Source organism: Clostridium sardiniense (assembly GCF_050584765.1).
GTDB classification, from domain to species: Bacteria; Bacillota; Clostridia; order Clostridiales; family Clostridiaceae; genus Clostridium; species Clostridium sardiniense_A.
Window position 1 is genome coordinate 1,688,162 of sequence record NZ_JBNOOR010000001.1, and the last position, 25,152, is coordinate 1,713,313.

At 29.7% G+C, this 25,152-nt stretch carries 23 protein-coding genes; 1 reads left to right on the forward strand and 22 read right to left on the reverse strand.

Annotation, left to right across the window (positions count from 1 at the left end):
* Positions 1-23: 23 nt before the first annotated feature.
* From yqfD to ACQPUW_RS08415, 15 genes are all read right to left on the reverse strand, one after another.
* Positions 24-1,145 carry a sporulation protein YqfD gene (yqfD, locus tag ACQPUW_RS08345; RefSeq protein ID WP_430836988.1) on the reverse strand — a complete coding sequence of 374 codons (1,122 nt, stop codon included), beginning with the start codon at positions 1,143-1,145 and terminating at the stop codon, positions 24-26.
* Positions 1,145-1,429 (reverse strand): sporulation protein YqfC, encoded by a 285-nt coding sequence (gene yqfC / locus ACQPUW_RS08350; protein ID WP_430836989.1) that lies wholly within the window; start codon positions 1,427-1,429, stop codon positions 1,145-1,147. Before yqfC ends, yqfD begins: the two co-directional genes overlap by 1 nt.
* Before the next feature lie 144 nt (positions 1,430-1,573).
* A complete protein-coding gene (locus ACQPUW_RS08355; RefSeq protein ID WP_430836990.1) occupies positions 1,574-2,026 on the reverse strand; it encodes a GatB/YqeY domain-containing protein in 453 nt (150 codons plus the stop codon).
* A 23-nt stretch (positions 2,027-2,049) separates the two neighbouring features.
* Positions 2,050-2,226: a 30S ribosomal protein S21 gene (rpsU, locus tag ACQPUW_RS08360; RefSeq protein WP_008429643.1), complete on the reverse strand. Its 177-nt coding sequence runs from the start codon at positions 2,224-2,226 to the stop codon at positions 2,050-2,052.
* Between the two features lie 117 nt (positions 2,227-2,343).
* Complete coding sequence (locus ACQPUW_RS08365; RefSeq protein WP_204593772.1) at positions 2,344-2,688, reverse strand: histidine triad nucleotide-binding protein; 345 nt, start codon at positions 2,686-2,688, stop codon at positions 2,344-2,346.
* A gap of 33 nt (positions 2,689-2,721) precedes the next feature.
* A complete protein-coding gene (gene mtaB, locus ACQPUW_RS08370; RefSeq protein ID WP_430836991.1) occupies positions 2,722-4,029 on the reverse strand; it encodes a tRNA (N(6)-L-threonylcarbamoyladenosine(37)-C(2))-methylthiotransferase MtaB in 1,308 nt (435 codons plus the stop codon).
* Complete coding sequence (locus ACQPUW_RS08375) at positions 4,029-4,778, reverse strand: 16S rRNA (uracil(1498)-N(3))-methyltransferase (protein ID WP_430836992.1); 750 nt, start codon at positions 4,776-4,778, stop codon at positions 4,029-4,031. The genes mtaB and ACQPUW_RS08375 overlap by 1 nt, the downstream gene beginning before the upstream one ends.
* 18 nt (positions 4,779-4,796) lie before the next feature.
* Positions 4,797-5,738 carry a 50S ribosomal protein L11 methyltransferase gene (prmA, locus tag ACQPUW_RS08380; protein ID WP_430837297.1) on the reverse strand — a complete coding sequence of 314 codons (942 nt, stop codon included), beginning with the start codon at positions 5,736-5,738 and terminating at the stop codon, positions 4,797-4,799.
* A gap of 211 nt (positions 5,739-5,949) precedes the next feature.
* A complete protein-coding gene (locus tag ACQPUW_RS08385) occupies positions 5,950-6,795 on the reverse strand; it encodes a carbohydrate ABC transporter permease (protein ID WP_430836993.1) in 846 nt (281 codons plus the stop codon).
* 17 nt (positions 6,796-6,812) lie between these two features.
* On the reverse strand, positions 6,813-7,694 hold the full coding sequence (locus tag ACQPUW_RS08390) for a carbohydrate ABC transporter permease (RefSeq protein WP_430836994.1): 882 nt from the start codon (positions 7,692-7,694) through the stop codon (positions 6,813-6,815).
* A gap of 76 nt (positions 7,695-7,770) precedes the next feature.
* On the reverse strand, positions 7,771-9,126 hold the full coding sequence (locus tag ACQPUW_RS08395; protein ID WP_430836995.1) for a carbohydrate ABC transporter substrate-binding protein: 1,356 nt from the start codon (positions 9,124-9,126) through the stop codon (positions 7,771-7,773).
* 123 nt (positions 9,127-9,249) lie between these two features.
* The gene (locus tag ACQPUW_RS08400; RefSeq protein WP_430836996.1) at positions 9,250-10,818 is read right to left on the reverse strand and encodes a response regulator transcription factor; all 1,569 of its coding nucleotides are present in this window, start codon (positions 10,816-10,818) and stop codon (positions 9,250-9,252) included.
* Positions 10,811-12,532: a cache domain-containing sensor histidine kinase gene (locus ACQPUW_RS08405; RefSeq protein ID WP_430836997.1), complete on the reverse strand. Its 1,722-nt coding sequence runs from the start codon at positions 12,530-12,532 to the stop codon at positions 10,811-10,813. The genes ACQPUW_RS08400 and ACQPUW_RS08405 overlap by 8 nt, the downstream gene beginning before the upstream one ends.
* A 135-nt stretch (positions 12,533-12,667) precedes the next feature.
* Complete coding sequence (gene gnpA / locus ACQPUW_RS08410; RefSeq protein WP_430836998.1) at positions 12,668-14,824, reverse strand: 1,3-beta-galactosyl-N-acetylhexosamine phosphorylase; 2,157 nt, start codon at positions 14,822-14,824, stop codon at positions 12,668-12,670.
* Positions 14,825-15,006: 182 nt separating this feature from the next.
* The gene (locus tag ACQPUW_RS08415; RefSeq protein ID WP_430836999.1) at positions 15,007-15,966 is read right to left on the reverse strand and encodes a BadF/BadG/BcrA/BcrD ATPase family protein; all 960 of its coding nucleotides are present in this window, start codon (positions 15,964-15,966) and stop codon (positions 15,007-15,009) included.
* Between the two features lie 324 nt (positions 15,967-16,290).
* Here ACQPUW_RS08415 and ACQPUW_RS08420 point away from each other — a divergent pair, with 324 nt between their 5' ends.
* A complete protein-coding gene (locus ACQPUW_RS08420; protein WP_430837000.1) occupies positions 16,291-17,394 on the forward strand; it encodes an ABC transporter ATP-binding protein in 1,104 nt (367 codons plus the stop codon).
* A gap of 123 nt (positions 17,395-17,517) precedes the next feature.
* Here ACQPUW_RS08420 and dnaJ read toward each other — a convergent pair whose 3' ends face one another.
* The 7 genes from dnaJ to ACQPUW_RS08455 form a co-directional block, all read right to left on the reverse strand.
* Positions 17,518-18,657 (reverse strand): molecular chaperone DnaJ, encoded by a 1,140-nt coding sequence (gene dnaJ, locus ACQPUW_RS08425; RefSeq protein ID WP_430837001.1) that lies wholly within the window; start codon positions 18,655-18,657, stop codon positions 17,518-17,520.
* A gap of 105 nt (positions 18,658-18,762) precedes the next feature.
* A complete protein-coding gene (dnaK, locus tag ACQPUW_RS08430; protein ID WP_430837002.1) occupies positions 18,763-20,622 on the reverse strand; it encodes a molecular chaperone DnaK in 1,860 nt (619 codons plus the stop codon).
* 71 nt (positions 20,623-20,693) lie between these two features.
* The gene (grpE, locus tag ACQPUW_RS08435; protein ID WP_430837003.1) at positions 20,694-21,311 is read right to left on the reverse strand and encodes a nucleotide exchange factor GrpE; all 618 of its coding nucleotides are present in this window, start codon (positions 21,309-21,311) and stop codon (positions 20,694-20,696) included.
* 24 nt (positions 21,312-21,335) lie between these two features.
* Positions 21,336-22,367, reverse strand: a complete 1,032-nt coding sequence (gene hrcA, locus ACQPUW_RS08440; protein WP_430837004.1) for a heat-inducible transcriptional repressor HrcA — start codon at positions 22,365-22,367, stop codon at positions 21,336-21,338.
* A gap of 173 nt (positions 22,368-22,540) precedes the next feature.
* A complete protein-coding gene (hemW, locus tag ACQPUW_RS08445) occupies positions 22,541-23,665 on the reverse strand; it encodes a radical SAM family heme chaperone HemW (RefSeq protein ID WP_430833209.1) in 1,125 nt (374 codons plus the stop codon).
* 88 nt (positions 23,666-23,753) lie between these two features.
* Complete coding sequence (locus tag ACQPUW_RS08450; RefSeq protein WP_430837005.1) at positions 23,754-24,194, reverse strand: hypothetical protein; 441 nt, start codon at positions 24,192-24,194, stop codon at positions 23,754-23,756.
* Positions 24,195-24,354: 160 nt separating this feature from the next.
* On the reverse strand, positions 24,355-25,134 hold the full coding sequence (locus ACQPUW_RS08455; protein WP_430837006.1) for a sulfite exporter TauE/SafE family protein: 780 nt from the start codon (positions 25,132-25,134) through the stop codon (positions 24,355-24,357).
* Positions 25,135-25,152: the final 18 nt, after the last annotated feature.

Here is a 25,152-nt window from a genome sequence, read left to right on the forward strand (position 1 = left end):
ATCAACTAATATATAGCCTCCTGTTATGATGCAATATCTTCTTCAACTGCAAATCTTGCAATAATTTTTATCTTTCCATCGCCAATATATTCTACATCATAATTTCTTCCTACCACTTTAGCTTCATTAGTTAGATCTTTTACAAGAAACTTTTCAAGTTTTTTAACGGATTCTTCTACTATTTCATCTTTATTTAAGTTTATTTCTTTATTTTCCATTTCATAATAAGTAACAGACTGTACTATTCCATCTTTATCTTCTATTTTATCATAGTTCTCGAAGGAATTTGTAGACTTTTTTAAGTAAATTTTCTTTCCACCTATATTTAAATAGATATCACTATCTTTATTTCCTGTTCTCTCTAATTTTTCACCATTTATTTGAACATCCAAACTCCTTTCATAGAATACATTCGCTATAACGACTCCTTCTGGGTTTACAGCATATTTTTCCTCTCTAAGCCCACCATAAGGATATATTAATATATCCCCCTTTTTCACTATGTCTCCTGGGCTTACAGCAGCTGTTCCAGATTCAGTATATATTCTTTTTACCTCTCCATCTTTCTTTGCTATGATTTCGCCTTCTCTTCCATCAGAAATTTCCGGTGGATTAACCTTTTCTTCAACTTTAAGCTTTAAACTTGACCCTTCCATTCTCGCTCTAACCCAAAGTATTTCTGGACTAAGATCTTCTAATTTTTTTTCAATATCATATACATTTATTTGACTTTTACTTAATCCCTGTTTAATACCTAAGCCACTAAGCATCTTTCTAACTTCGAAAGGAGATACGTTTTTCTCTGTCTCTATATCAATAGCCCATATACGAGTTGAAAGTATAAATAACATAGCTAAAAATATCACTCCTCCAATGACAAAAGAAATCCTCTTTTTTAATCTAGAAAATCTTATTATTGCACCTTTTCTCTTTAATATTTTTATTTTTCCATTGCACCTTTTAACAATTTTTTTTACATCATCATAATCTTCACCATATATATTCATAGTAAAGGTAGCCGCATCAATTCTTCGTATATTATCTACTCTTATATCATTTTTCCATAGTGCATTTAACATTTGTTCTTTATTTATAAGGGTCACTTCTACTGTTATTATTGTTAATTTTTTTGTTTCAAAGTTCATTAGGCAAAATCTCCATAATTAATTGATTTAAATTTTCCACTCAAAACTATTGTTTCTGAGGCTATATATAGAATTTCAAAATTCATTCCATCTATTTTTACGATGCCCTTATTTGTTTTAACTTTTATACACTCATTTTCGAAGCTCTCTATCCCCTTATGATTTTCAATCGTTATCTCGCTATCTCCTAAAACTGTTATCTTAGGTAATCCCATTATTACATCTTTAGGAAGGTCAATCTTTTCTAAAATCTCATTTTTCTTGTTTACCAAACTTTCTCTCACTAAATTCTCTCCCCCACAATATTTCTATCATAGTAATTTATGATTTTTATATTGTTTTAATACCAAAAAGAAGATGAGCTTTAATAAAGCTCATCTTCTTTTAATCTAAATATAACAAAAAGGACTCTTATAAGAGCCCTTTTGCTATTTATTATTTAAATAATTTTTCACTATTTGACTTACAAGCTTGCCATCAGCTTTACCAACAATCTTTGGTCTAACTAACGCCATAACTTTTCCCATGTCTTTTATGCTATTTGCACCCGCTTCTATAGCTGATTCCTTAACGATTTGTAAGATTTCTTCTTCGCTTAATTGCTGAGGAAGGTAATTTAGCAAGATACTGATTTCAGCGTTAGCCTCATCTACTAAATCTTGTCTATTACCTTTTTCAAACTCAAGCACAGCTTCTCTTCTTTGCTTGACTTCTCTCGCTAATATCTCAATTACTTGACTATCATCTACAGGTTTATTATCTGTTTTTTCAACTAATAAAACTGCAGCTTTAGCCGTACTTAATACATTAGCCTTAAACTTGTCTTTTGCCTTTAAAGCAGTTTTCCAATCTTCTTGAAGTCTATCTTTAATTGTTGGCATTTTATATACCTTCTTTCAAAATACTACTTGAACTTTCTCTTTCTAGCAGCTTCTGATTTCTTTTTCTTCTTTACGCTTGGCTTTTCGTAATGTTCTCTCTTTCTAACTTCTGAAAGAACTCCAGCTCTAGCACATTTTCTTTTAAATCTTCTTAACGCACTTTCAAGTGTTTCGTTTTCTCCAACTTTTATTTCTGACATAATTATCCCTCCCTCCGCTAGCTTAAATTATCAATTCAATCAGCTACGGGCTTAATAACACAAGCTATATTATACATTATTCATGTTAATTGTGTCAACAATTTCATGAAAGATTTTTTAGCCCGGTGGCCATTTTAATTCTCTACCACCTAAAACGTGGAAGTGCATATGATCTACAGTTTGACCGCCTAGAACTCCACAGTTATTTACAATTCTATATCCATCCTCTGAAATACCTAGTTCACTTGTTATTTTATTTATAACTTCAAAGATGTGTGCAACTACATTAGAGTTTTCTTTTGTTATGAAGTTAGCACTTTTTATATGTTCTTTAGGTATAACTAAAAAATGAACTGGAGCCTCTGGACTTATGTCGTAAAAAGCATATACATATTCATCTTCGTATATCTTATTTGATGGAATTTCTCCATTAACTATTTTACAAAAAATACAGTCTGACATAAACTCACCCCCTTTAATAGAGTAGTTACTTTATTATTTTACCACTTTTCCCTCTGCATAGTCACCCTTTGATGATAAAATTTTCACTTTTATTATATCTCCAATATCATCTTTAGAAGCTCCACTCACATGAACTTTAATAAAGTTTCTAGTATATCCTTCATATATTCCTTCTTTACCTTTTACTTCTTGCTCAATTAATATATCCATTTCTCTTCCTATTAAGCTTTCAGTAACTTCAGCTTCATTTTTTTCATTAAGCTCTATTAATTTTTTACTTCTTTCTTCTTTTTTAGTCCCATCAACTTGATCTTTCATATCTGCTGCTTTTGTTCCAGTTCTTGGACTAAACTTAAATATATGAGTTTTAGTTAATTTATTTCTCTTTAAGAATTCATATGTTTCATTAAATTCTTCATCAGTTTCTCCTGGAAATCCAACAATAACATCTGTTGTTATTGATGCATCCTCTAGAGTATCTCTTAATACATTAACTATTCTTTCGTATTCTGCTGCTGTATATCTTCTATTCATTCTCTTTAATGTAGGATCACATCCACTTTGTAATGATAAATGGAATTGTGGACAAAGTTTTTTCATATTCTTAATCTTCTCTACAACATCATCTGTGAAAAATGCTGGTTCTATAGAGCCTATTCTAACTCTTTCTATTCCATCAATTTTCTCTATCTCTTCAAGCAATGTAACTAAATTAACATTACCTTCTAAGTCTAATCCATAAGATGCTGTATGAATCCCTGATAATATTACTTCTTTAAATCCATGGGCTGCAAGTTGTTTTATTTCTTCAAGAACGCTATTAAAGTCTTTTGAACAAACAGCTCCTCTTGTGTATGGTATTAAACAATATGCACAGAATCTATTACATCCATCTTGTATTTTTAAGAATGCTCTAGTTTTATCTCTATAATCTTCTATCTTTAATTGTTCGAATTTCTTATTTCTAAGTACCCCACCAACTTCTATTTGTGGTTTTTTCTCATCCATAGCTTTATTTACGTAATAAACTACTTCTCCCTTATTTCTGCTTCCAAGAACAACATCTACGCCTTCTATTCCTGAAACCTCTTTAGGAGCAATTTGAGAATAACATCCAACTACTGCAATTATAGCATCTGGATTTAATCTTCTTGCTCTACCTATTATTTGTCTTGATTTTTTATCTCCCATATTTGTAACTGAACATGTATTTACAACATATACATCTGCAATTTCTGTAAAGTCTACAACTTCATATCCTTCTCTTACAAACTTTTCAGTCATAGCTTCTGATTCATACATATTTACTCTACATCCTAATGTAGCAAATGCAACTTTCATTAAATTATTCCTCCTAGATCTCCTAACTCATATTGAATTAATGAAGTGGCCACAAAGCCTGCTGTTTCTGTTCTAAGTATTCTTTTACCTAAAGTTATTATATAAGCTCCAGCATCCTTCAATCTTTCAATTTCACTCTCTTCAAATCCGCCTTCTGGCCCTACTATTATGCAGACTCTTTTTATATTTTCTTTATCTATATCTTTCATAAGTCCTTTAATTCCATAGTCTTCTTTATTTTCATATGGAACTAAGCTTAAGTCAAAGGTATTTATTTCATTTATTAATTCATCAATTCCAATAGGGCTTAAAACTTCTGGAATTACACTTCTTTTACTTTGCTTACAAGCTTCAAGTGCTATTCTATTTAATCTATCTAATTTCTTAAAATCACCCTTAAGCTTTACATCTACCCTTTCAGTCATAAGTGGAATAAATTTACTTATCCCAAGTTCTGTGCCCTTTTGAACTATTAAGTCCATCTTTTGAGCTTTAGGCATTCCTTGAAATAATACTATTTCAACATCACTTTCGTTATTTATATCTAGCTTTTCAATTATATCTAAGGTAACCTCGCTCTTTGTTACTTCACTTATTTTAGCTAAATATTCTACACCAGCACAGTCATTTAAAACTACCTCTTCACCTTCAGCTAGTCTTAAAACTTTATAAATATGTTTTACATCTTCCCCCACTATTTTCCCTTTATCATCAAATATATAGTTTGATGGGGTAAAAAACTTATGCATTTACTCTTCACCTAACCTTTATTTTGCTTTTGCTATAATACAGTTCCATTCTCCGTCCTTGTTAACTTTAACAACTTCAAAGCCTGACTCTTCTAACTTATCAGTAACCATACTTACTCTTTCATGTATAATACCTGACGTTATGAACATTCCACCACTTTTTAGTACCCTCTTAACATCATCAATTAGTATACATATTACTTCAGCAATAATATTCGCAACAACTATATCAGCTTTTCCTTCTATTACTTCAACTAGATTTCCATAAAGTATTTCTATATTATCTAAATCATTATATCCTACATTTTCCTTAGCAGATTCTACTGCAACTGGATCTAAGTCAACACCTACAGCTTTCTTAGCACCAAGTTTAGCTGCTGCTATTGCAAGTATACCTGATCCTGTACCGACATCGAATACAGTACTATCTTTTTCAACATATTTTTCTAAGGCTTGAATGCACATTTTTGTTGTTTCATGATCTCCTGTTCCAAAGGCCATACCTGGATCTAATTCTACTACTAATTCGCCTTCGTTTTCTTTGTATTCTTCCCATATTGGTTTAACAACAATATGTTCTCCAACTTTTGAAGGCTTATAGTACTTTTTCCAGTTATTTGCCCAATCTTCTTCATGAGTTTTAGTAACTTCTACTCTTCCTTCGCCAACATTGAATCCCATTTCTTTTATTTCTTGTACTTTTTCTTTTACATATGTAACAACTTCATCTATATTATCTTCTTCTGAGAAATATCCTTTAACTACAGCATACTCCCCCTTATGTTCTAAAACATTTATATCTGCAAAGTCCCAAGTTAATGGTCCTTGTTCTCTTTCTAATATATCATTAGGGTCTTCTACTGAAACTCCCTTACAGTCTAATATATAAAAAATACCTTCTATAGGTTCAAGTGCCTCACTTGTTGTAATAACTTTTACTTCTATCCATGATCCTTCCATGAAATTCATTCCTTTCTCTTTCATTTATTAATGAACTTAATAAATAATTTTACCCTTTTTAAATGAAATCTGTCAAGGAAAGCTTAAAACCCAGATGAATATATATTCATCTGGGTTTTAATGACATCTTAAAATGTATCATTTATAAATCTCTCTTTAATCTTTTTTGTTAATTTAAGATTACTTTTATCTTTTATCATATAAAAAACTCCTACCCCTTAATTCCACCTATATTAACTCCTTCAGTTAATTTCTTATGGAATATTGAATAAACAATTATTGTTGGTACCATTACTATAACCATCCCTGCAAACATTGCACCCCAATCAGTTGCAAACTTATTTACTTCCATTAAATTTTGAAGTCCAACAGGTAATGTTTTCTTTGAATCTTGAGTTATAAATGTCATTGCCATAGCATATTCATTCCAGAATCCCATGAAATTAAATATTAAAACTGTTATTATTCCAGGCTTTGCAAGAGGAACTATAACACTTGTTAATGTTCTTGTATAACCACATCCATCTATCATTGCAGCTTCTTCATAATCTTTAGGTATACTTTGCATAAATCCTATTAATATATAAATTGAAAATGGTAATTGCAAAACTGCATAAACTAAACTTAGTGCTACTCTATTATTTAATAAATTTAGATCACTCATTATTAAGAATAATGGTACTATTATATATACTGATTGTATAAATAATCCTGCCATATAAGAATTCTTCAAGAAATTTGATCCTATAAATTTATATCTAGATAATGCATAAGCTGATGGTACTGCAAGAATCATTAAGAAAGCTAATGCTAGTAATGTTACTATTATTGAATTTATGAAATAATCCCCCATATTTGCTTTAGTAAAAGCATTTGTATAATTTTCAAATCTCAGTGTTTCCGGTAGTGCCCATGGTGCAGTAGTAAATTCACTTGGTGATTTTAGCGAAGATAAAACTGTCCAAATTAAAGGAACAATAACAAGCAAGCTTCCGAAAATCAGTACTATTCTCAATGTCCAATTTTTAATCTTTTCGCCTTTATTTTCAACTCTCATAGCTATTCTCCTCTCTTTTATGCTTCACTCTTTTTTGTTATTCTATTTAAAATAAGTGCAAGTCCAACTGCCATAATAAATATTACGACACCTATAGCCATTGCATAACCATAATTTGAATTAACAAAGGCTTGCTTGTACATGTAAGTTAACAGTACTTCAGAACCACCATCTGGACCTCCTCCAGTCATTACATTTACAAATATAAAACTTAAATTAAATACTCCAGTTATAAAGAATACTAAAGTAACTCTTACAATTTCCCAAATCATCGGTAATGTAACATATCTAAATCTTTGCCAAAAAGTAGCTCCCTCTATATCTGCCACTTCATAAAGCTCTGGTGGGATTCCATCAAGACCTGCCATATATATTACCATATAATATCCTACTGCTTGCCACACCATCGCCATTGCAAGTGCCCATAATACAATTTTTGGATCTCCAAGCCAAACCAGCTGAAGGGATTCTATCCCAAGCATTTCAAAGAAAGAATTTAATATACCAATTGAAGGATCATAAATGTATGTAAATAGGACCCCTATAACAACCATAGATAAAACATTAGGGAAGAAGAAAACTAATCTATAGAAATTCTTTTCTTTAAGTTTTCCTTGTGTTAAGAAGATTGCTAACAATAATGAAAAAACTATTGTTATACTTGGGAATACTAAAAGTAAAAACCCTGTATTTTTTAAAGACTTTATAAAATATTCATCTGCAAAGAGAGTTTTAAAGTTATCAAAGCCTATAAAAGTTGCATTATCTGATAATCCTCCCCAGCTATATAAAGACATACTAAATCCTTTTATTATTGGGTACACCATAAATAAACAAAACAATACTAACGCAGGAATTATACACCACGCTATAAATACTTTCTTTTTATTATTTTTCACGTATCTCACTTCCAATGCTATATATTTAGTAATGGTTGGGTTTTACCCCAACCATTATCCATTATTTTAATATTTATTATTTTTTTAATGCTTCACGAAGTTTTGCATCTGCTTTTTCAAGCTTGTCAGCCCACTCTTTAGCTGTTAACTTCTTATTCATGATTGAAGCCATTGGATTGTACACTTCATCAGCGATATTAACTTCAGTTCCAGTTACTGTCTTAAAGTCAACAGTTATTGGTTTAACGCCATTTTCAAATATCTTGAAACACTCATAGTTTGATTGGTTTAATTTTTCTTTAGCAAATTCTAAACCTTTTTTAACTGGTACAACTGCACCTGATAATTCAGAGTTTAATTTAACATTTTCATCTTTATATTGGAATGCTAAGAATTTCTTTGCTAAATCTTTGTTCTTTGCAACTTTTGGAATATACATTTGTTCCATCATAGTAGTTGCATATTGAGTATCTCCATCCTTAAATACAGGAGGTGCCATAAATCCAAATGAGAAGCCTTCTTTTGGAATTGTATTCTTCATTTCATCTTCAAACCAATTTCCATTTGGTATAAATAAAGCTTTTCCATCTAAGAATGCTTGTTGTGCTGCTGTATGGCTCATACCAACTGTTCCTTTTAATAAATAATCATCTTTTCCTATCTTTTCAAATGCTTCTAAAGCTTTCTTAGCTCCTTCGCTATTCCAAGCTCCTTCTTCATAATTAAATACTGCTTTTAAGTCTTTTTCTCCACCAGCTGATGCAATCATTGGCCATATCATAGCTTCATTATATGATGGATTTAAGCCTTGATAAGTAAATAATGCTTTTCCATCAGCTTTAGCCTTATCACCTAGAGCAAAGAATTCATCCCAAGTTTTTGGTGCTTTATATCCTTTGTCTTCAAAATAAGTTTTGTTATACCACATACCTGTTACATTATAGTAAAGTGGTGCTAAATATACTTTTCCATCTCCATATGGAGCTGTAAGTGAAGTATCTAAGAATCCATCTAAAATTTTATCTTTAAGCTTTCCGCCTCCATCTGGATCTTCTCCTTCAAATACATCTGATATATCTTCTAGAGCATTATCTTTTATTAGAGATGTAGCTAGTCCAGATTTATCAGTTGATCCTAAGTATATAAAGTCCGGTGCATCACCTGATGCTATTCTAGGTCTTACTATTTCTCCAATCTTTGGATTAGCTTCTACATTAACTTTAACCCCTGGATTTTCTTCTTCAAATTTTTTACTAATTTCTTTCCAATACTCTGATCCATGTCCACCTTCAAATACTGCAATATTTAATACTTGCTCCTCTTTCGGTTTTGAATCTGTTTCTGCAGTTTTGCTTCCACAACCTGCAAACATTGATAGACCAACAGTTGTCGCTGCTAAAAGAGTTAGCATCTTGATACTTCTCTTCTTCATTTTTTCTCCCCCTTAAATACTTTTTATATTTACTTTATAATTACCTTACAACTAAATATTACCATTAATCGTTTTCACTTAATATAAACGCTATTTACAATAATATGGAATATTTTTACGTAATTATTTGTAACATTTTTTCTTAAATTCACTAGGATTTATCCCATAGAATTTTTTGAATAATTTATTGAAATAAAACTGGTCATCAATCCCTACCATTAAGGAGGCTTCCTTTATCATAATAGATTTATTTGAAAGGAGTTCAAGTGCTCTATTCATCTTTCTTTCATTAATAAAATAAGTAATATTTTTACCTGTTTCATTCTTAAAAATTCTACTTAAATAACTTTCATTCATATTTATAGTTTTAGACAACATTTTTAAAGAAATCTTTCTTTCTATATTTTTATCTATATAATTTATAATATCTTCAATTTCTTTTCTATAAGCTCTATTATTTGCATCATTTATCCAATTTTCTATATTTTTAAACTCTTCTCTTAAAAAATTCTTAAGGATAAGTATATCTTTACTACTTTCAATAACTTTTCTTATATAATTAAATTTATCCACATTTTTGAATCCTTTTTGCAATTCATTTCCTTCTATATTTGCAAGAATAAATATAAATAATTCTTTCACATACTTAGGATTAGCTTCTTCTTTTATTACATAATCAATTATTTTATCCACCAAACAGGAATTATTACTAAACTCTCTTTCACGCACATTTTTTACAATTTCCATTGGATATTTTATTTTTGTATAATCAATATATTTAAATTTCGGCATTGTTGAACAATCTATAACAGACTCTTCCCCTAAATAAAATCTCCATTGGAATAACTCTACTATCTCACTAAAACAATTTCTAAAAGTTTTTTTCCCAATATACTCTTTAGATACTGCAATTGACATAGTTATATTTAGATATTGTTTTATATTCTTTACAATAGTGCTGTTTATATTAATTAAATTATTTTTTTCACTATTATTAAATATAATTATTCCACTATGATTATTTATAAATATTAATTTATAATTTATCTCTTTGTATATAGTTTCATCTATAATATTTTCTATATTTTTTTTAAGGTTTGTACGCTCTTTTATTTTATCTTTATAAATTTTGTCTATATTATCTACTTTAAAGTAGCTAACATTAAAACTATCATCTAATATTTTAAACTCTTTATTATCAATACACTTTAAAAATTCTTTCTCATCAATTTCTTCTTGTTTTGTCATAAGAAGTAGATTCTTTTTTAAGTCTTCAACATCAAAGCCTTCTATACTTTTACATTTTAAATTATTAAACTCTATTTCCTTACTCACTTGACTTATTATTCCCTCAATATCTTTACCTTCAATAGTAACCTTTAACAAATAATCAAAGGCTCCTTCTTTCATAGCCATTCTTACTAAGTCATAATCTCCATGGTTACTTAAAACAATAACTTTACTTTGTATATTTCGTCTCTTAACCTCTTTAATAAGCTCTATTCCATCTAAATTAGGCATTTTTAAATCAGTTATTATTATATCTGGTATATTTTCATCAATAACTTTTAATGCTTCAATACCATCTTTTTCATATCCAATAACTTCACAATTAAGCTCTTTCCAATTCACTATATTCCTCATAGCTATTCTAATTAACTTTTCATCATCTACTACTAAAACCTTAAGCATTTAATTCCCCTCCCTCTCTATTTACCGGTAGCATTATCTTAACTTCTGTCCCCTCATCAATCTCACTTTTTAGTTCCACTGTATATTCCTTGCCATAAGTTAATTTAATTCTTTCACAGACATTTTTATATCCAACCCCAGATAATTTTCCCCTCTTTTTTTCTTTATGCTTCTCTTGATTAAAACCCTTGCCGTTATCTTTTATAAGTATTTCTAATATATTATTGTTTTCTGATATTATAATATCTATTTTTTGATTATCCTTATCCTCATCAAATCCATGAAGTATAGAGTTCTCTATTATAGGCTGAAGTATAAATTTAACTATTTTATAATTATAAAATTCCTCTTCTATATGATAATTAACTTCAAAAGAATCTCCATATCTAAGTTTTTGTATTACTATATAACTTTTTATATTATCTATTTCTTCTCTTATAGTTACAAATTCATTTGAATCTACTATTGTATTTCGCAATAGCTTTGCTAAAGCACCAAGTCCATTTGATACTGATGTATCTTCATTCATTACTGCTATCCATTTTAATGTATTTAACGTATTGAATAAGAAATGAGGATTTATCTGAGCTTGTAGCATTTTTATCTCTGATTCGCGTTTTAGTTCTTGCTCATACTTAATTTCATCTAACAAACTATTTATCTTAGAAATTAATCCATTAAATTGCTTTGATAATATTCCTATTTCATCATTGCTATCATCCTCTAACTTAACACCTATACATCCACTGATTGCTCTATCCATACCTTTGACTAAATTATTTATAGGATTATATATACTTTTATAAATATAATTAGATAGAATAATTGTTAATGCTATAAAAGTTAACATATATATAAGCAAAGTTACTAGTACTCCCCTTATTCTATCTAGAAAACTTTCATAGGGTACTAAATTTACAACCTTCCATCCTAGTTTACTTACCTCTTTATAATTACCTATATATCTTGAGGAATCTATAATTGTATTATCTCCATTTAAATCTATAATCTTTTTATAAGGAAATTTTTGTTGTCCAAATAAATATTCGTTTTTTTCATTTAGTACTACTATTGATGCTGAATTATCTAAATTTACATTTAGAAAACTTCCTCCAAAAGCCTTCTCATTTAAAGCTACAAAAATATATCCATTTACAACTTTAGTCAATGGATTTCTAATAGCTCTAGCCATTGATATAGCGCCTTGTCCATCAATTTGCGTATGGAACCATATAGTTCTTCCTGGAACTTCTTGTGCTATAGCTGAATACTTTAAAACATCTTCTTTTTTAAAATACTTAAATCCTTGGGTGTACAATATAGATAAATCATTTGTAAGTATCTCAACTTCTCCAGCACTTGATAGTAAATGTAGTTTTGAATATAGAAATTCATTCATTCTATTTGCAAAATTATATTCCTCAGTAGAACTCATAATCTTAGATTTATTTAATCCCTCATAAATTAATGGTGATAGCAGGACTTCATCTAATTGTTGTTCAAATTTTCCAATATTTAAATTGATATTTTCTTCAACAATATTTAACATCTCATTAGAATAATTATCTATATTTTCTTTAATAATCTTATTGCTTTCTTTATAACCTATAAAAAAAATAACTATCATTGATATTATTGGTATTATTAAAAAACCAAATATCAATCTCTTTTTTATTCCAATAGATCTAATAATATTTCTTTTAAATTTACCCATTCCCCTCCTTAAGCCCCCTTGCCGCATCATATTAATTATTATATCATCTCGGTAAATTTTTTACAAAATTTACTTAATTTAAATATTTAGACAAAAAAAGATAGTTACAGGTTTTCCCATAACTATCTTTTTAAACTATTTGTATTCAATCCATCTCATTTCCATTGGATTAAGTTTTAATTGCTCCTTAATTTCCCCATCTATGATTAAGTCTGTATTCTGTATACATCTAGTATTATTAATTACAACTACTTTTCCTAGTTCCTCAAAGGCCGCACACTCGGTATTTACGTTTGTAACATAATACTTCTTCATTTCGTCTTCTCTACCTGCCGCAAAATACACTGCTCTTAAAAGCAATCTACAGTTTTGTGGAGTATAAGGAAGTCCTGCAAAGTAAACACTTCTTCCATTTCCAAAAGTATTTACTACAAGATTTGAGTATTCTCTATCTTTAGATAATATCTGGTAATTATCACCTTTAGCATATACACCATCCATTCCTTCTCCAAAGTCTAACTCTTCATCTATATCTTCAAGCAAGAAATGTTTATCATTTATGTCATTGTACTTTCTTGTACTTAATGAAAATCCTATTTCCTTATCTACTCCCATTACATCATCTAATTGGAAATATCTCCCTTGATATTGGCATGCTGTTGGATCTCCAACACCTATAAATCCGCCTCCATTATATACCCACTCTCTTATTTTGCTAACTAGCTTTTCATCCATCCAGTTATCTCCACCACTCCAAGCAGTATAAGCATCACCAGCATTTATTATTACTTTTATATCATCTGAAATTCCTCTTTCTTTTATATCATCAAAGCTTATAAATTCTACATCAACCGGCATACCACTTAAACATTCTATTACTCCAACATAGGAATAAATTTCTCTATACCATAAAGCATGTGCTACTTGATTAGTTTGCCAAGTTCTAAGTTTACCCCATGAATTTAATACCCCAACTTTTAATGAAGTATATGACTTTGTTCCCTTTGTAGTCTCATGAATTTCTCTAAATTCATTACAAATTTTCTCAACCTCATCCACAAATTCTGGGAACTCTTTAGTTAATCCTAAATATCCACCATATCCAATTCTTTCAAGAGGTTTTCTAAGAATCGCTCTCCTAGCTTGTAGCCAATTTTCTTGCCCTTCTTTAACAGGATCTCCACCTTCTGTAAATACATCCGGGAAGAAGTATGGAAGAAATCTACCTTCAGTATATTTAACTCCAGGTATATCACTTATCATTCTCATAGTAGCTCCATTACCTACTGATCCAACAACTGCATCAAGTCCTATACTCTCAAAATATTTTCCATAGGGTTCTGTACCTATCCAATTATCCCCTAAGAACATCATTGCCTCCTTGCCCTTTTCATGGCACATATCAACCATCTTTTTTGCAAGAGACGCTACCCATTTTGATTGAAAATCTATATAATCCTTATATTCCTTTGTTGGAACTCTAAATGGTGAATTGTAATATCCTTCATCTACAATATCTTCTGGTCTTAATTTATAACCTTTATCTTTCTCAAAATCTTCCATAGCTTTAGGACTAACAGATGAACTGTATCCGAACCAATCAACAAACTTCTCTTTTCCTATTTCATTAAAGCATAGTGTAAAATGGTGGAAAAACGTTGTAAATCTCACAACATCTATTTCTGGATTTTCGTCAAGCCATTTCTCCAAAAGTTCTAGCATATGCTTTTGGGATTTAGGTTGTCTACAATCATATGGAACTTCATGTGGCTTATCCCCCCAATCATTTGTTATATGATTGTACATTTGAGTAGGATCCCATATCATATAAACTAAAAAGTTTACTGTATATTTGTGCCACATAACAACATCTTCTATTAACACTTTCTCATTTTCTCTATCAAAAGTCCATTTATCATTATCTAATACTTCCCCTGTTGTTCTATCTATAACTTCCCACCAAAGTTTTTCATCATGTACTTTATCTACGTCAAATTGTTCTTTAAAATATCCCTTAAGTAAATCTATCTCTATATTATTTGAAGTTGCAACAACTGGCTCTGACATTAAATAAAGCTGTTGTACCTCATCCATATTTTCTCTAATAAAATTTTGATCATTTCTTGTAGTTAGGTATGTACTATAATTTTTTACACCTAATCCTGTTATTTCTTCGCCAAGTTTTGTGCCATCACAATCTCTTATAGCATCCGCTCCCCACTTTTCTATTATATCTTTTATATAATCATTCATATTTTTATCAGTTGGTATTGTAACTCTTCCTTTTATCATAATTGATCCCCCCTAAAAGTTATTTAATTAAATTTTAATTTATAGAAGTACGTATTAAAATGGTTGTTTTTTTTAGATATATATAATATTTTTACTTTCATTCACTAAATCATAATAGTAATTAAAATATACTCCACAAATAAAAAAGAAGCCCTACTTAGGCTTCCTTAAGTTATTATTTTCTAATGTTTAAATCTCTCTTTATAATCTTTTGGAACTTCTCTGCCACTTAGTTTATACGCCATAAGGGCAGCTCCATGCCAAGGCTCTATTTCTGGCTCCTTAATTATACAATTTATACTATCTTCATCTAACATAACCTTTAATGGATCTAATATTAAACCTCCTGATCTAAATACTCCTCCAGTGTATGATAATATAAAGCCATCTTTTAGATTTAAAGTAGTTGATAATGATCTTATATGAAGAAACAAATTATATGCTGCTTCTTCAAATATAAAATTACATACCCTACATCCTTCTTTTGCAGCAATTGATGCTATTCTAGCAAAGGATGCTATTTCAGTTCTTGAAAATTTTAATCTATTAAAAACAATGTCCACCACTTCAAAATAATCCTTTATATCTAACTCCCTCTCCATTATATCTAATAATACTGTTTTTTCTTTTCTTCCATCCTTTTGCTTAGTATATTCATTAATGACCCTAAGAGCTATCCAATATGCACTTCCATCATCACCAATTCCAGGTCCCCATCCTCCACATCTTGCTTCTATTCCTTCTTTATTTCTTCCATAAGCTATACTTCCCGTTCCAGAAACTATATTTATACCGTCATTGCATCCAGTTCCTGCTGCCCATCCTGCAACGGCATCATTTCCAACAGTATAATTTATTCCATTAAAAATATCCCCTACTATATCATCTATAATATTCTTATCACTCTTACTTTCTCCATAGCCAGGTATACCTAGAAATACATGTCCAATATCATTCTTTCTTATATTACTTTCTGATATTATAATATCTAAAGTACTTTTAAGTTCATTCCTTAAATTTAGAGCTCCTATTTGATGTATGTGAATTGTACCTCTTTCTACATCTTTAATTATATTAAGGTTCTCATCCACTAAAATATATCTAGTTTTAGTTCCTCCACCATCTACTCCTAAATAATACATAAATTCATCCCTCCAAAACTTTTTTGAAAACATTACCATATTTTTCATTAATTCTATCAATAAATTTTCATTACAGTCAACAGAATTGTTATATGTTAAAAAAATAATAGTACAAATAACTATAATTATACATATAATTCTTTTTATAAAAATTCTAAATATTATAACTACAAAAAAAGTAAATTATTTAATAATACTAGTAAAAATAATACATAGTGTTTATTTTTATACATCTTTATAATTAAACTATATTGATTGATACTACGTTTTTTAATATTTCAAAACACTAGTTAATTTATTAACTACATAAAGGAGAGTTTAATTATGGCAGGATTAGTACTGAAAAATATTGATAAAGTTTATGATAACGGTTTTAAAGCCGTTAACAATTTTAATTTAAATATCGAAGACAAAGAGTTTATAGTATTTGTAGGTCCTTCTGGGTGTGGTAAATCTACAACCCTTAGAATGATTGCAGGTCTTGAAGAAATTAGTGGTGGTGAACTTTATATAGGAGATACTTTAGTTAATGATGTTGCTCCAAAGGATAGAGATATAGCAATGGTATTCCAAAATTATGCGCTATACCCTCATATGACAGTTTATGAAAATATGTCTTTTGGTCTTAGATTAAAAAAATTGCCTAAAGATGAAATTGATAAAAAAGTTAAGGAAGCTGCTAAGATATTAGATATTACTCATTTATTAGATAGAAAGCCTAAAGCATTATCTGGGGGACAAAGGCAAAGAGTAGCTATGGGCAGAGCTATCGTTAGACATCCTAAAGTTTTCTTAATGGACGAGCCTCTTTCAAATCTTGATGCAAAACTTAGAGTTCAAATGAGAATAGAAATTTCAAAACTTTACAACGATCTTGAAACTACTTTTATATATGTAACTCATGATCAAACTGAGGCTATGACACTTGGAACAAGAATTGTAGTTATGAAAGATGGTATAATTCAACAAGTAGATACACCTAAAGAAATATATGAAAATCCTGTTAATATGTTTGTAGCTAGCTTCATTGGAAGTCCTCAAATGAACTTCTTATATGGATCTATTGATAATAAAAATGATAATTCTACTATTAAAATATTTGAAAATAATATTCCTGTTCCTAAGGATAAAATTAATTTACTAAATAAGTCTAAAGGAAAAGATATTATTATAGGAGTTAGGCCTGAAAATATTTTTATAGCTGATAATATTCCTACTGATAAAGACATGGTTAAGTTTACTGGTACTGTTGATATCTTAGAGAATCTAGGTTCTGAAACTTATATTCATTTAAAGAAAGATGATAAACATATTATTATCAAAGCTGCTGGTGCTTTATCTTATAATAATGGAGATAAAATAACTTTTGCTTTTGATATTAATAAAATCCATGCATTTGATAAGGAATCACAAGATACGATATTTTAAATTTTAAAATATAAAAATATAAACTTATTTTATCCCCGAAATATTTTTTATGCGAAAAAGACATAGAATTAATTCTATGTCTTTTTCGCATAAAAAAAGACTGCTAAAAGCAGTCTTTAAGATTTATTTAAATAAATCTCTAAATCCTTTTTTGTGATGTTCTTCAGCTCCATCAATCTTTTCTCCTGATGCTTCCATAAACATCATTAAAGCTTCTTTTTGCTTTTCATTAAGCTTCTTTGGAATATCAACTATAACTTTAACGTATTGATCTCCTCTTCCACTACTATTAACTCTTGGTACACCTTTTCCTTTTAATCTAAATAAAGTTCCTGATTGAGTTCCTGATGGTACTGTATATTTAACATTACCATCAACTGTTTCAACAGTTATTTCTGTTCCAAGAGTAGCTTTTGCCATTGATATATGTGCATCTACATATATATCAGTTCCTTTTCTTGTGAATTTATTAGAAGGTGCAACTACTATCTTGATATAAAGATCTCCAGCTGGTCCACCATTACTACCATGTTCACCTTGTCCTCTAAGTGGCATAACATTTCCAGTATCAACACCTGCTGGTATATTTACTTTAATCTTTCTAGTCTTTCTAACCTTACCTTTTCCTTTACATGTTTGACATGGCTCTTCAATTATCTTACCAGTTCCATGACACTTATCACAAGTTGTTGTACTTACAAAACTTCCAAGTGGAGTTTGTCTTTGTACTCTTATTTGTCCTGAACCATGACATGATGGACATGTCTTAGGAGTTGTTCCAGGCTTAGCACCTGTTCCATCACAAGCTTCACAATTTTCACTTCTTGTAACTGATATTTCTTTTTCTACTCCCTTTATTGCCTCTTCAAAAGTTAATCTTACTGTGTATTCTATATCAGCGCCTCTTCTTGGTCCATTATTTCTTGATGAACCACCGCCACCGCCTCCAAAGAATGAGTCAAATATGTCTCCGAATCCTCCCATATCTGTGAAGTCGAATCCACCAAATCCACCAGCTCCTGCTCCAAATCCACTTCCATCAAAATCAGCTGTTCCGAATTGATCATACTTAGCTTTTTTCTCTGGATCTGAAAGTACTTGATAAGCTTCATTAATTTCTTTAAATTTCTTTTCAGCTTCAGCATTTCCTTGATTTTTATCAGGATGGTATTTTATAGCTAGCTTCCTAAAGGCTTTTTTTATCTCTGAATCACTTGCACCCTTTTCTAAACCAAGGATTTCGTAATAGTCTTTTTGTGCCATCTATTTTCACCACCATATTTTTTAAATTTCATAAACTTTACAAAAGGGAAGACGACACTTGCCTTCCCTCCCTGTATTATATAAGAGATTATAGTATATTTACAACTATTTATCGTCTTCTACTTTAAAATCTGCATCTACAACATTATCATCGTGTGGTGCTTCATTAGTTCCTTGTGCTCCACCCATGTTGTTTGGATCGAATCCTTCAGCTCCTGGTTGTTGAGCTCCAGCTTCTTGGTATATCTTTGATGATATTGCATAGAATTCTTGAGTTAATTCTTCGATAGCTTTCTTGATACCTTCTATATCATCACCATCTTTTATCTTCTTAACTTCTTCTAACTTAGCTTGAACTTTTGCTTTATCATCAGCTGAAACTTTATCTCCAAGTTCTTCTAATGTCTTTTCAGTTTGATATACAACTTGATCAGCATTATTCTTAACTTCTATTGATTCTTTTCTCTTCTTATCTTCTTCAGCGAACTTTTCAGCTTCTTTAACAGCATTTTCTACGTCACTGTCACTTAAATTTGTTGAAGCAGTAATTGTAATGTTAGCTTCTTTTCCTGTTCCTTTATCCATAGCAGATACTTTAACAATACCATTAGCATCTATATCAAATGTAACTTCGATTTGAGGAATTCCTCTTGGTGCTGGTGCTATTCCTGATAATGTAAATCTTCCTAATGTCTTATTATCAGCAGCCATTTGTCTTTCACCTTGAACTACGTGAATTTCAACTGATGTTTGACCATCTGCAGCTGTTGAGAATGTTTGACTCTTCTTAGCTGGGATTGTTGTATTTCTTTCTATAAGTGGAGTAGCAACTCCTCCTAAAGTTTCAATTCCAAGTGTTAATGGTGTAACATCTAATAATAATACATCTTTAACTTCTCCTGTTAATACACCTGCTTGAATAGCTGCACCAATTGCAACACATTCATCTGGGTTTATTCCCTTTGAAGGTTCTTTTCCTGTGAAGTTTTTAACTGCTTCTTGAACAGCTGGTATTCTTGTTGATCCACCAACTAATAATATCTTATCTATTTCATTTATTGATATTCCAGCATCAGCTATTGCTTTCTTCATTGGTTCAATTGATCTTTGAACTAAATCATGAGTTAATTCGTTGAATTTAGCTCTAGTTAAGTTCATATCTATATGTTTTGGACCAGTTGCATCAGCTGTAATGAATGGTAAGTTAATATTTGTTTGTGTTGATGATGATAATTCAATCTTAGCTTTTTCAGCAGCTTCTTTTAATCTTTGAAGTGCCATTTTATCTTGTCTTAAGTCGATTCCATTTTCAGATTTGAATGTATCTGCAATGTAATCCATGATCTTGTTATCGAAGTCATCTCCACCAAGCTTTGTATCTCCATTTGTTGATAATACTTCAAATACTCCATCACCAAGTTCTAAGATAGATACGTCGAAAGTACCACCACCTAAGTCATATACTAATACTTTTTCTTCGTGATCTGCTTTTTCTAAACCATATGCTAAAGCTGCAGCTGTTGGTTCATTTATTATTCTAAGTACTTCAAGTCCTGCTATTTTACCAGCATCTTTTGTTGCTTGTCTTTCAGCATCATTAAAGTAAGCTGGAACAGTTATAACTGCTTGAGTAACCTTTTCTCCTAAATAGCTTTCTGCATCTGATTTTAATTTTTGAAGTATCATTGCTGATATTTCTTGTGGTGTATATACTTTATCATCAATTTTAACTTTATAATCAGTTCCCATATGTCTCTTTATTGAGATTATTGTTTTATCTGGATTAGTAATTGCCTGTCTTTTAGCAACTTGACCAACTAATCTTTCTCCATTTGCTTGGAATGAAACAACTGATGGAGTTGTTCTTGAACCTTCTGAATTAGTTATAACAACTGGTTCTCCACCTTCCATAACTGCTACACATGAGTTTGTAGTTCCTAAATCAATTCCTATTATTTTTGACATAATATATTTCCTCCTTAACGCAAACCTTCGTTTGTTATTAATTTCTATTTTATTTATGTTATTATTTAAATTTAATTAGCTACTTTAACAACAGAATGTCTTATAACTTTATCTCCTCTTTTGTAACCTTTCATAAATACTTCAGCAACTGAATTATTATCAAGGTTCTCATCTTCAATATGCATTACTGCTTGATGAAGATTAGGATCAAAGCCTTCTTCTGTTCCTATTTCTTCAACACCTAACTTTTCTAGAGCAGTTTGGAAGCCTTTAAGTGTCATCTCAACACCTTTTTTCATGTCTTCAACACTTCCATTAGCTTCGACAGCTCTTTCTAAGTTATCAAGATTTGGTACTATTTCTTTTAGTACATCTATACATGCATCTGTATAAATACCCTCTTTTTCTTTAGCTGTTCTTTTTCTATAGTTTTCATATTCAGCTGTAATTCTTAGAAGTCTATCTTTTAAAGTCTCAAGTTCGTTAGTTAATTTTTTGTTTTCATCTTTAGTCTTTCTAAACATTTCTAACTCATCCTCTTCTTTTTTATTATCATTTTCCTGAGACTCTTCTACTACTTGCTCTTCTTCATTTACTGGCTCTTCCAAATTTTCTTTTATCTCTTCATCAACTATGATATTTTCATCATCTTTGATCTCATTTTCTAAATTTTCATTCTTATCTATCATTTCCTTATACACACCTCGTCTTCTTTAATTTTTAGACTGCCCTTTTAAAGTCTTATTCAATTCTTTCATGACCTGTGCCATTATTGCGATTACTTTTGAATAGTTAATTCTTCTAGGTCCTATCAATCCAATAGTCCCTTTTGCACTATCGCCTAGCGAGTATTCAGCTGATATAACACTACATTCTCTTGCTTCTGGAATATAATTCTCATCGCCGATTCTTATTGTTATATCATTTTCAGGTTCTATAAGTTCAACAACACAATCTTTATTATGAAGAAGTGATAATATCTCTTTTGCCTTTTCTATATCGTTGTACTCAGGAAAATTAAAAATATTTGTTGCACCCTCCATAAATACTCTAGATGTATCATCCTCTTTTAAGCATTGATATAATGCTGGGAGCATTGCATTAAATACTTCCTCATACCCATGTAAATCTACTTTTAAGTTATTTATAACCTCCAAGTTAATTTCATCTATTGAAAGATGTAATAGCCTTTTATTTAAAATAGTATTTATTTTATTTAATACTTCTATAGAAGGCACTTTATTAATTCTAATTATTTGATTCTTAATAAGTCCACCATCAGTAACAATTACTGCTAAAAGGCTTTTCTCATCAAGATTCATAACTTGGATAGATTTTAAATAGCTCATGCTCATAGAAGGTGTTTTTACAACACATGTAAGATGTGTTAATTCTGAAAGTAAAGTACTTGCATTTTTAACTATCTTATTAACTTCTAACATTGCTGAGTTTATAACATATTCTTTTATCTTTAAATCTTCTTCTTTACTTAAAAGTGGTTTTTCCATTAAACTATCTACATATAATCTATATCCCTTGCTTGATGGAATTCTTCCTGCAGAGGTATGAGGTTGTTCTAAATAACCCATATCTTCAAGATCTGCCATTTCATTTCTTATTGTTGCAGATCCAACTCCTAAGTCATGATTCTTTGCTATTGTTCTAGAACCTACTGGCTCTCCAGTTTTAATGTAATCATTGATAATAGCTTCTAATATTTTTATTTTTCTATCATCAATAACCATATCATCACCTCTACTTATTAGCACTCACTAAGAACGAGTGCTAATGACTATATTTAAATAATATTCTCGTTGATTATTTTTGTCAACGAGAATTTTTACTTTTTAATATTAATTTATTTAATTTAATCCATATTAGCTTTATTTTTCTTCTATTTGCTTCTTTTTTTTACTTTTTACAATATGAATTCACTCATAACATAATTTGATAATTCTATACCTTTATCAGTTAAATAAATATTATTATTTTCTTCTTTTAAAAGGCCCTTTTTTATATTATCCTTAATTACTGCTCTGTATACATCATATATATCTTTTTTAAACCTGTTTTTGAAGTCATCTTTATTTATACCTTGAATCATTCTAAGACCTAAGAACATAAACTCTTCCATATCTTCTTTTTCAGTATTTTTTACAACCTCTTCATATATATCTTTGCCATTACATATTCTTTCGATATATTCTGTTATACTATCTATATTCTTTACTCTACTACCATTTATATATGAACTAGATGATACTCCTACTCCTAAATACTCTTCACACTTCCAATAAACTTTATTATGATAACATTCCATACCTTCTTTTGAATAATTAGATATTTCATATTGATGATAGCCATTAGCTTCTAATATATCTTTAGTTAATTTATACATTTGTCTTTCATCCTCTTCTTTTGGAAGATTAAGAATACCTCTTTCACTCATATTATAGAAAGGGGTTCCTTCTTCAATGATTAGACTATAACATGATATATGCTCTGGATTTAACTTAATAATACCCTTTAATGTTTCTTCATAATCAGAAATACTTTGATCTGGTAGACCAAACATAATGTCAATGTTTATATTTTTAAATCCAAACCTTCTAGCTCTATTGTAATTTTCGCAAAATTCTTCTATTGTATGTATTCTTCCTATTTTTTTAAGCAGATTATTATTAGTTGTCTGAAGTCCCATACTTATTCTATTCATCCCGCAATCTTTTATAATTCTAAGCTTACTCTCTGTTAATGTTCCTGGATTACATTCTATAGTTCTCTCTGCATTTTTTATATAACTTATGCTATTTAACTTATTTAATAACTTATAAAGATTGTCTTCATTTAAATGTGATGGGGTCCCACCTCCAATAAATAAACTCTTAATAACTTTATCGCTACACTTTATATCTATCTCTTTAATTAAAGCATTTATATAATCATCTTCTAGGCCTTCTTTTCCAGCATATGATGGAAAATCACAGTAAAAACACTTTTGTTTGCAAAATGGAATATGTACATATAATGCAATTTCTTTCATTTTAAATTCACCTTCTTCTTTTACTTTTAATTATTATAACAAAAAAGAAGATTCTAATCTTAATTTATTAGAATCTTCTTTAATAAATTTATAGTAAAGCTTCTGCTTGCTCTTCAAGAAGCTTTAATTCTTTGTTCTCAGTTTCTATTACAGAAAAATCGTGTATTTCTTTAAAATTATAGAAAAAGTTTGCAAATGCTATTTTCTGAGCCCTATTTATATCAAGATCTACTGCTATTTTATCTAAATAATCTACCTCTAAATCTCCATAATTGCCATCTACTAAAGCTAGTCCAATTAATTCAAAGTATATAATTCTCTTTATTCTTTCCTTACTTTTCTTTAAAACAGCTACTATATCATCATAAGATAATATCCCAACTTTATCTTTCTCTAATCCAAGTTCCTTTACATAACCTTCTATTAATCTCTTTTCTTCTCTAGCAACTACATTATCTATATTTGCAAATTGATCTAATAAATTTACAAATGATACTGCTTCTTCATTGTTAAGTTCTTTTAAAAACATATAACACCCTCCATTTCTTTTGTTTATTATACATTAAAAGATTTCTTTTTTCACTTAACTTAATTAAACTTTAATTTTAAATTTATAAAAACTTATTTTTATTGTATTGTAAATTAATCCATTTAAAGATTTCTTTTTAATTCTTATAATTATTAAATATTTATTTCATAAAATATTTAATAATTATAAGAACAACTCCAAATACAATCAAAAATACGCCTGATACTTTATTTAACTTTTTATTACTTGTCTTATTTGCAAATTTTGCTGCTACTCTAGAACCAATAACAGCACATACTACACATATTATTAAAGCTATTATATCAGTTCCTCCATGAATTATATGCGCAGCTGCTCCAGTTAAAGCAGTAAATGACATGATAAAAACACTAGTTCCAATTGCTGTTTTTAAATCATATCCTAATACTGATGTAAGTACTAATAAAAGCATTACTCCTCCACCAGCTCCAATTGCTCCACAAACAACACCAACTAAAGCACCAAAAATTATTGAAAGTACTATTTGTTTTTCTTTACTTCTATTTAAAACATGCCCATCTTTAGATGTTGTAATTGGCTTTATAATAAGCTTAATCCCTAATAATATAGTTAAATACATAGATATGCCGCCTAAAATATTATTTGGTATAAACTTAGCAAAATAACTAGCTACATATGTGAAAAACATTGTACTAATCATCATTATTAATCCATTTTTTATGTCTATATTTTTGTTCTTAAAATACGTAATAGATGATATTCCAGCTGCAAGTACATCTGCTGAAAGTGCTATACCTATAGCCTCATAGGCATTAAACCCTAAAAGTGCAACAAGCATTGGAGTTATTATTGAAGCTGCTGATAATCCAACAAGTCCTATTCCTACTCCTGCCAATAAACCTGAAAGTATATATACAATTATAGTTATCAAAAAAATCACTCCTTCTCTTTAAACCAA

Excerpts from the sequence above, each read along its gene's own strand:
- mtaB (WP_430836991.1), bottom strand. The coding sequence starts at position 4,029 with ATGAAAGTTGCATTTGCTACATTAGGATGTAGAGTAAATATGTATGAA.
- yqfD (WP_430836988.1), bottom strand. The coding sequence starts at position 1,145 with ATGAACTTTGAAACAAAAAAATTAACAATAATAACAGTAGAAGTGACC.
- prmA (WP_430837297.1), bottom strand. The coding sequence starts at position 5,738 with ATGGAAGGATCATGGATAGAAGTAAAAGTTATTACAACAAGTGAGGCA.
- rpsU (WP_008429643.1), bottom strand. The coding sequence starts at position 2,226 with ATGTCAGAAATAAAAGTTGGAGAAAACGAAACACTTGAAAGTGCGTTA.
- dnaJ (WP_430837001.1), bottom strand. The coding sequence starts at position 18,657 with ATGGCACAAAAAGACTATTACGAAATCCTTGGTTTAGAAAAGGGTGCA.
- hrcA (WP_430837004.1), bottom strand. The coding sequence starts at position 22,367 with ATGGTTATTGATGATAGAAAAATAAAAATATTAGAAGCTATTATCAAT.
- ACQPUW_RS08450 (WP_430837005.1), bottom strand. The coding sequence starts at position 24,194 with ATGTTTTTAAAAGAACTTAACAATGAAGAAGCAGTATCATTTGTAAAT.
- ACQPUW_RS08355 (WP_430836990.1), bottom strand. The coding sequence starts at position 2,026 with ATGCCAACAATTAAAGATAGACTTCAAGAAGATTGGAAAACTGCTTTA.
- gnpA (WP_430836998.1), bottom strand. The coding sequence starts at position 14,824 with ATGATAAAAGGAAGAGTTACAATACCAACTGATAAAAATATGAATGAT.
- ACQPUW_RS08385 (WP_430836993.1), bottom strand. The coding sequence starts at position 6,795 with ATGAGAGTTGAAAATAAAGGCGAAAAGATTAAAAATTGGACATTGAGA.
- ACQPUW_RS08365 (WP_204593772.1), bottom strand. The coding sequence starts at position 2,688 with ATGTCAGACTGTATTTTTTGTAAAATAGTTAATGGAGAAATTCCATCA.
- ACQPUW_RS08420 (WP_430837000.1), top strand. The coding sequence starts at position 16,291 with ATGGCAGGATTAGTACTGAAAAATATTGATAAAGTTTATGATAACGGT.
- grpE (WP_430837003.1), bottom strand. The coding sequence starts at position 21,311 with ATGATAGATAAGAATGAAAATTTAGAAAATGAGATCAAAGATGATGAA.
- ACQPUW_RS08415 (WP_430836999.1), bottom strand. The coding sequence starts at position 15,966 with ATGTATTATTTAGGAGTAGATGGTGGAGGAACTAAAACTAGATATATT.
- ACQPUW_RS08395 (WP_430836995.1), bottom strand. The coding sequence starts at position 9,126 with ATGAAGAAGAGAAGTATCAAGATGCTAACTCTTTTAGCAGCGACAACT.
- hemW (WP_430833209.1), bottom strand. The coding sequence starts at position 23,665 with ATGAAAGAAATTGCATTATATGTACATATTCCATTTTGCAAACAAAAG.
- dnaK (WP_430837002.1), bottom strand. The coding sequence starts at position 20,622 with ATGTCAAAAATAATAGGAATTGATTTAGGAACTACAAACTCATGTGTA.
- ACQPUW_RS08405 (WP_430836997.1), bottom strand. The coding sequence starts at position 12,532 with ATGGGTAAATTTAAAAGAAATATTATTAGATCTATTGGAATAAAAAAG.
- ACQPUW_RS08400 (WP_430836996.1), bottom strand. The coding sequence starts at position 10,818 with ATGCTTAAGGTTTTAGTAGTAGATGATGAAAAGTTAATTAGAATAGCT.
- ACQPUW_RS08375 (WP_430836992.1), bottom strand. The coding sequence starts at position 4,778 with ATGCATAAGTTTTTTACCCCATCAAACTATATATTTGATGATAAAGGG.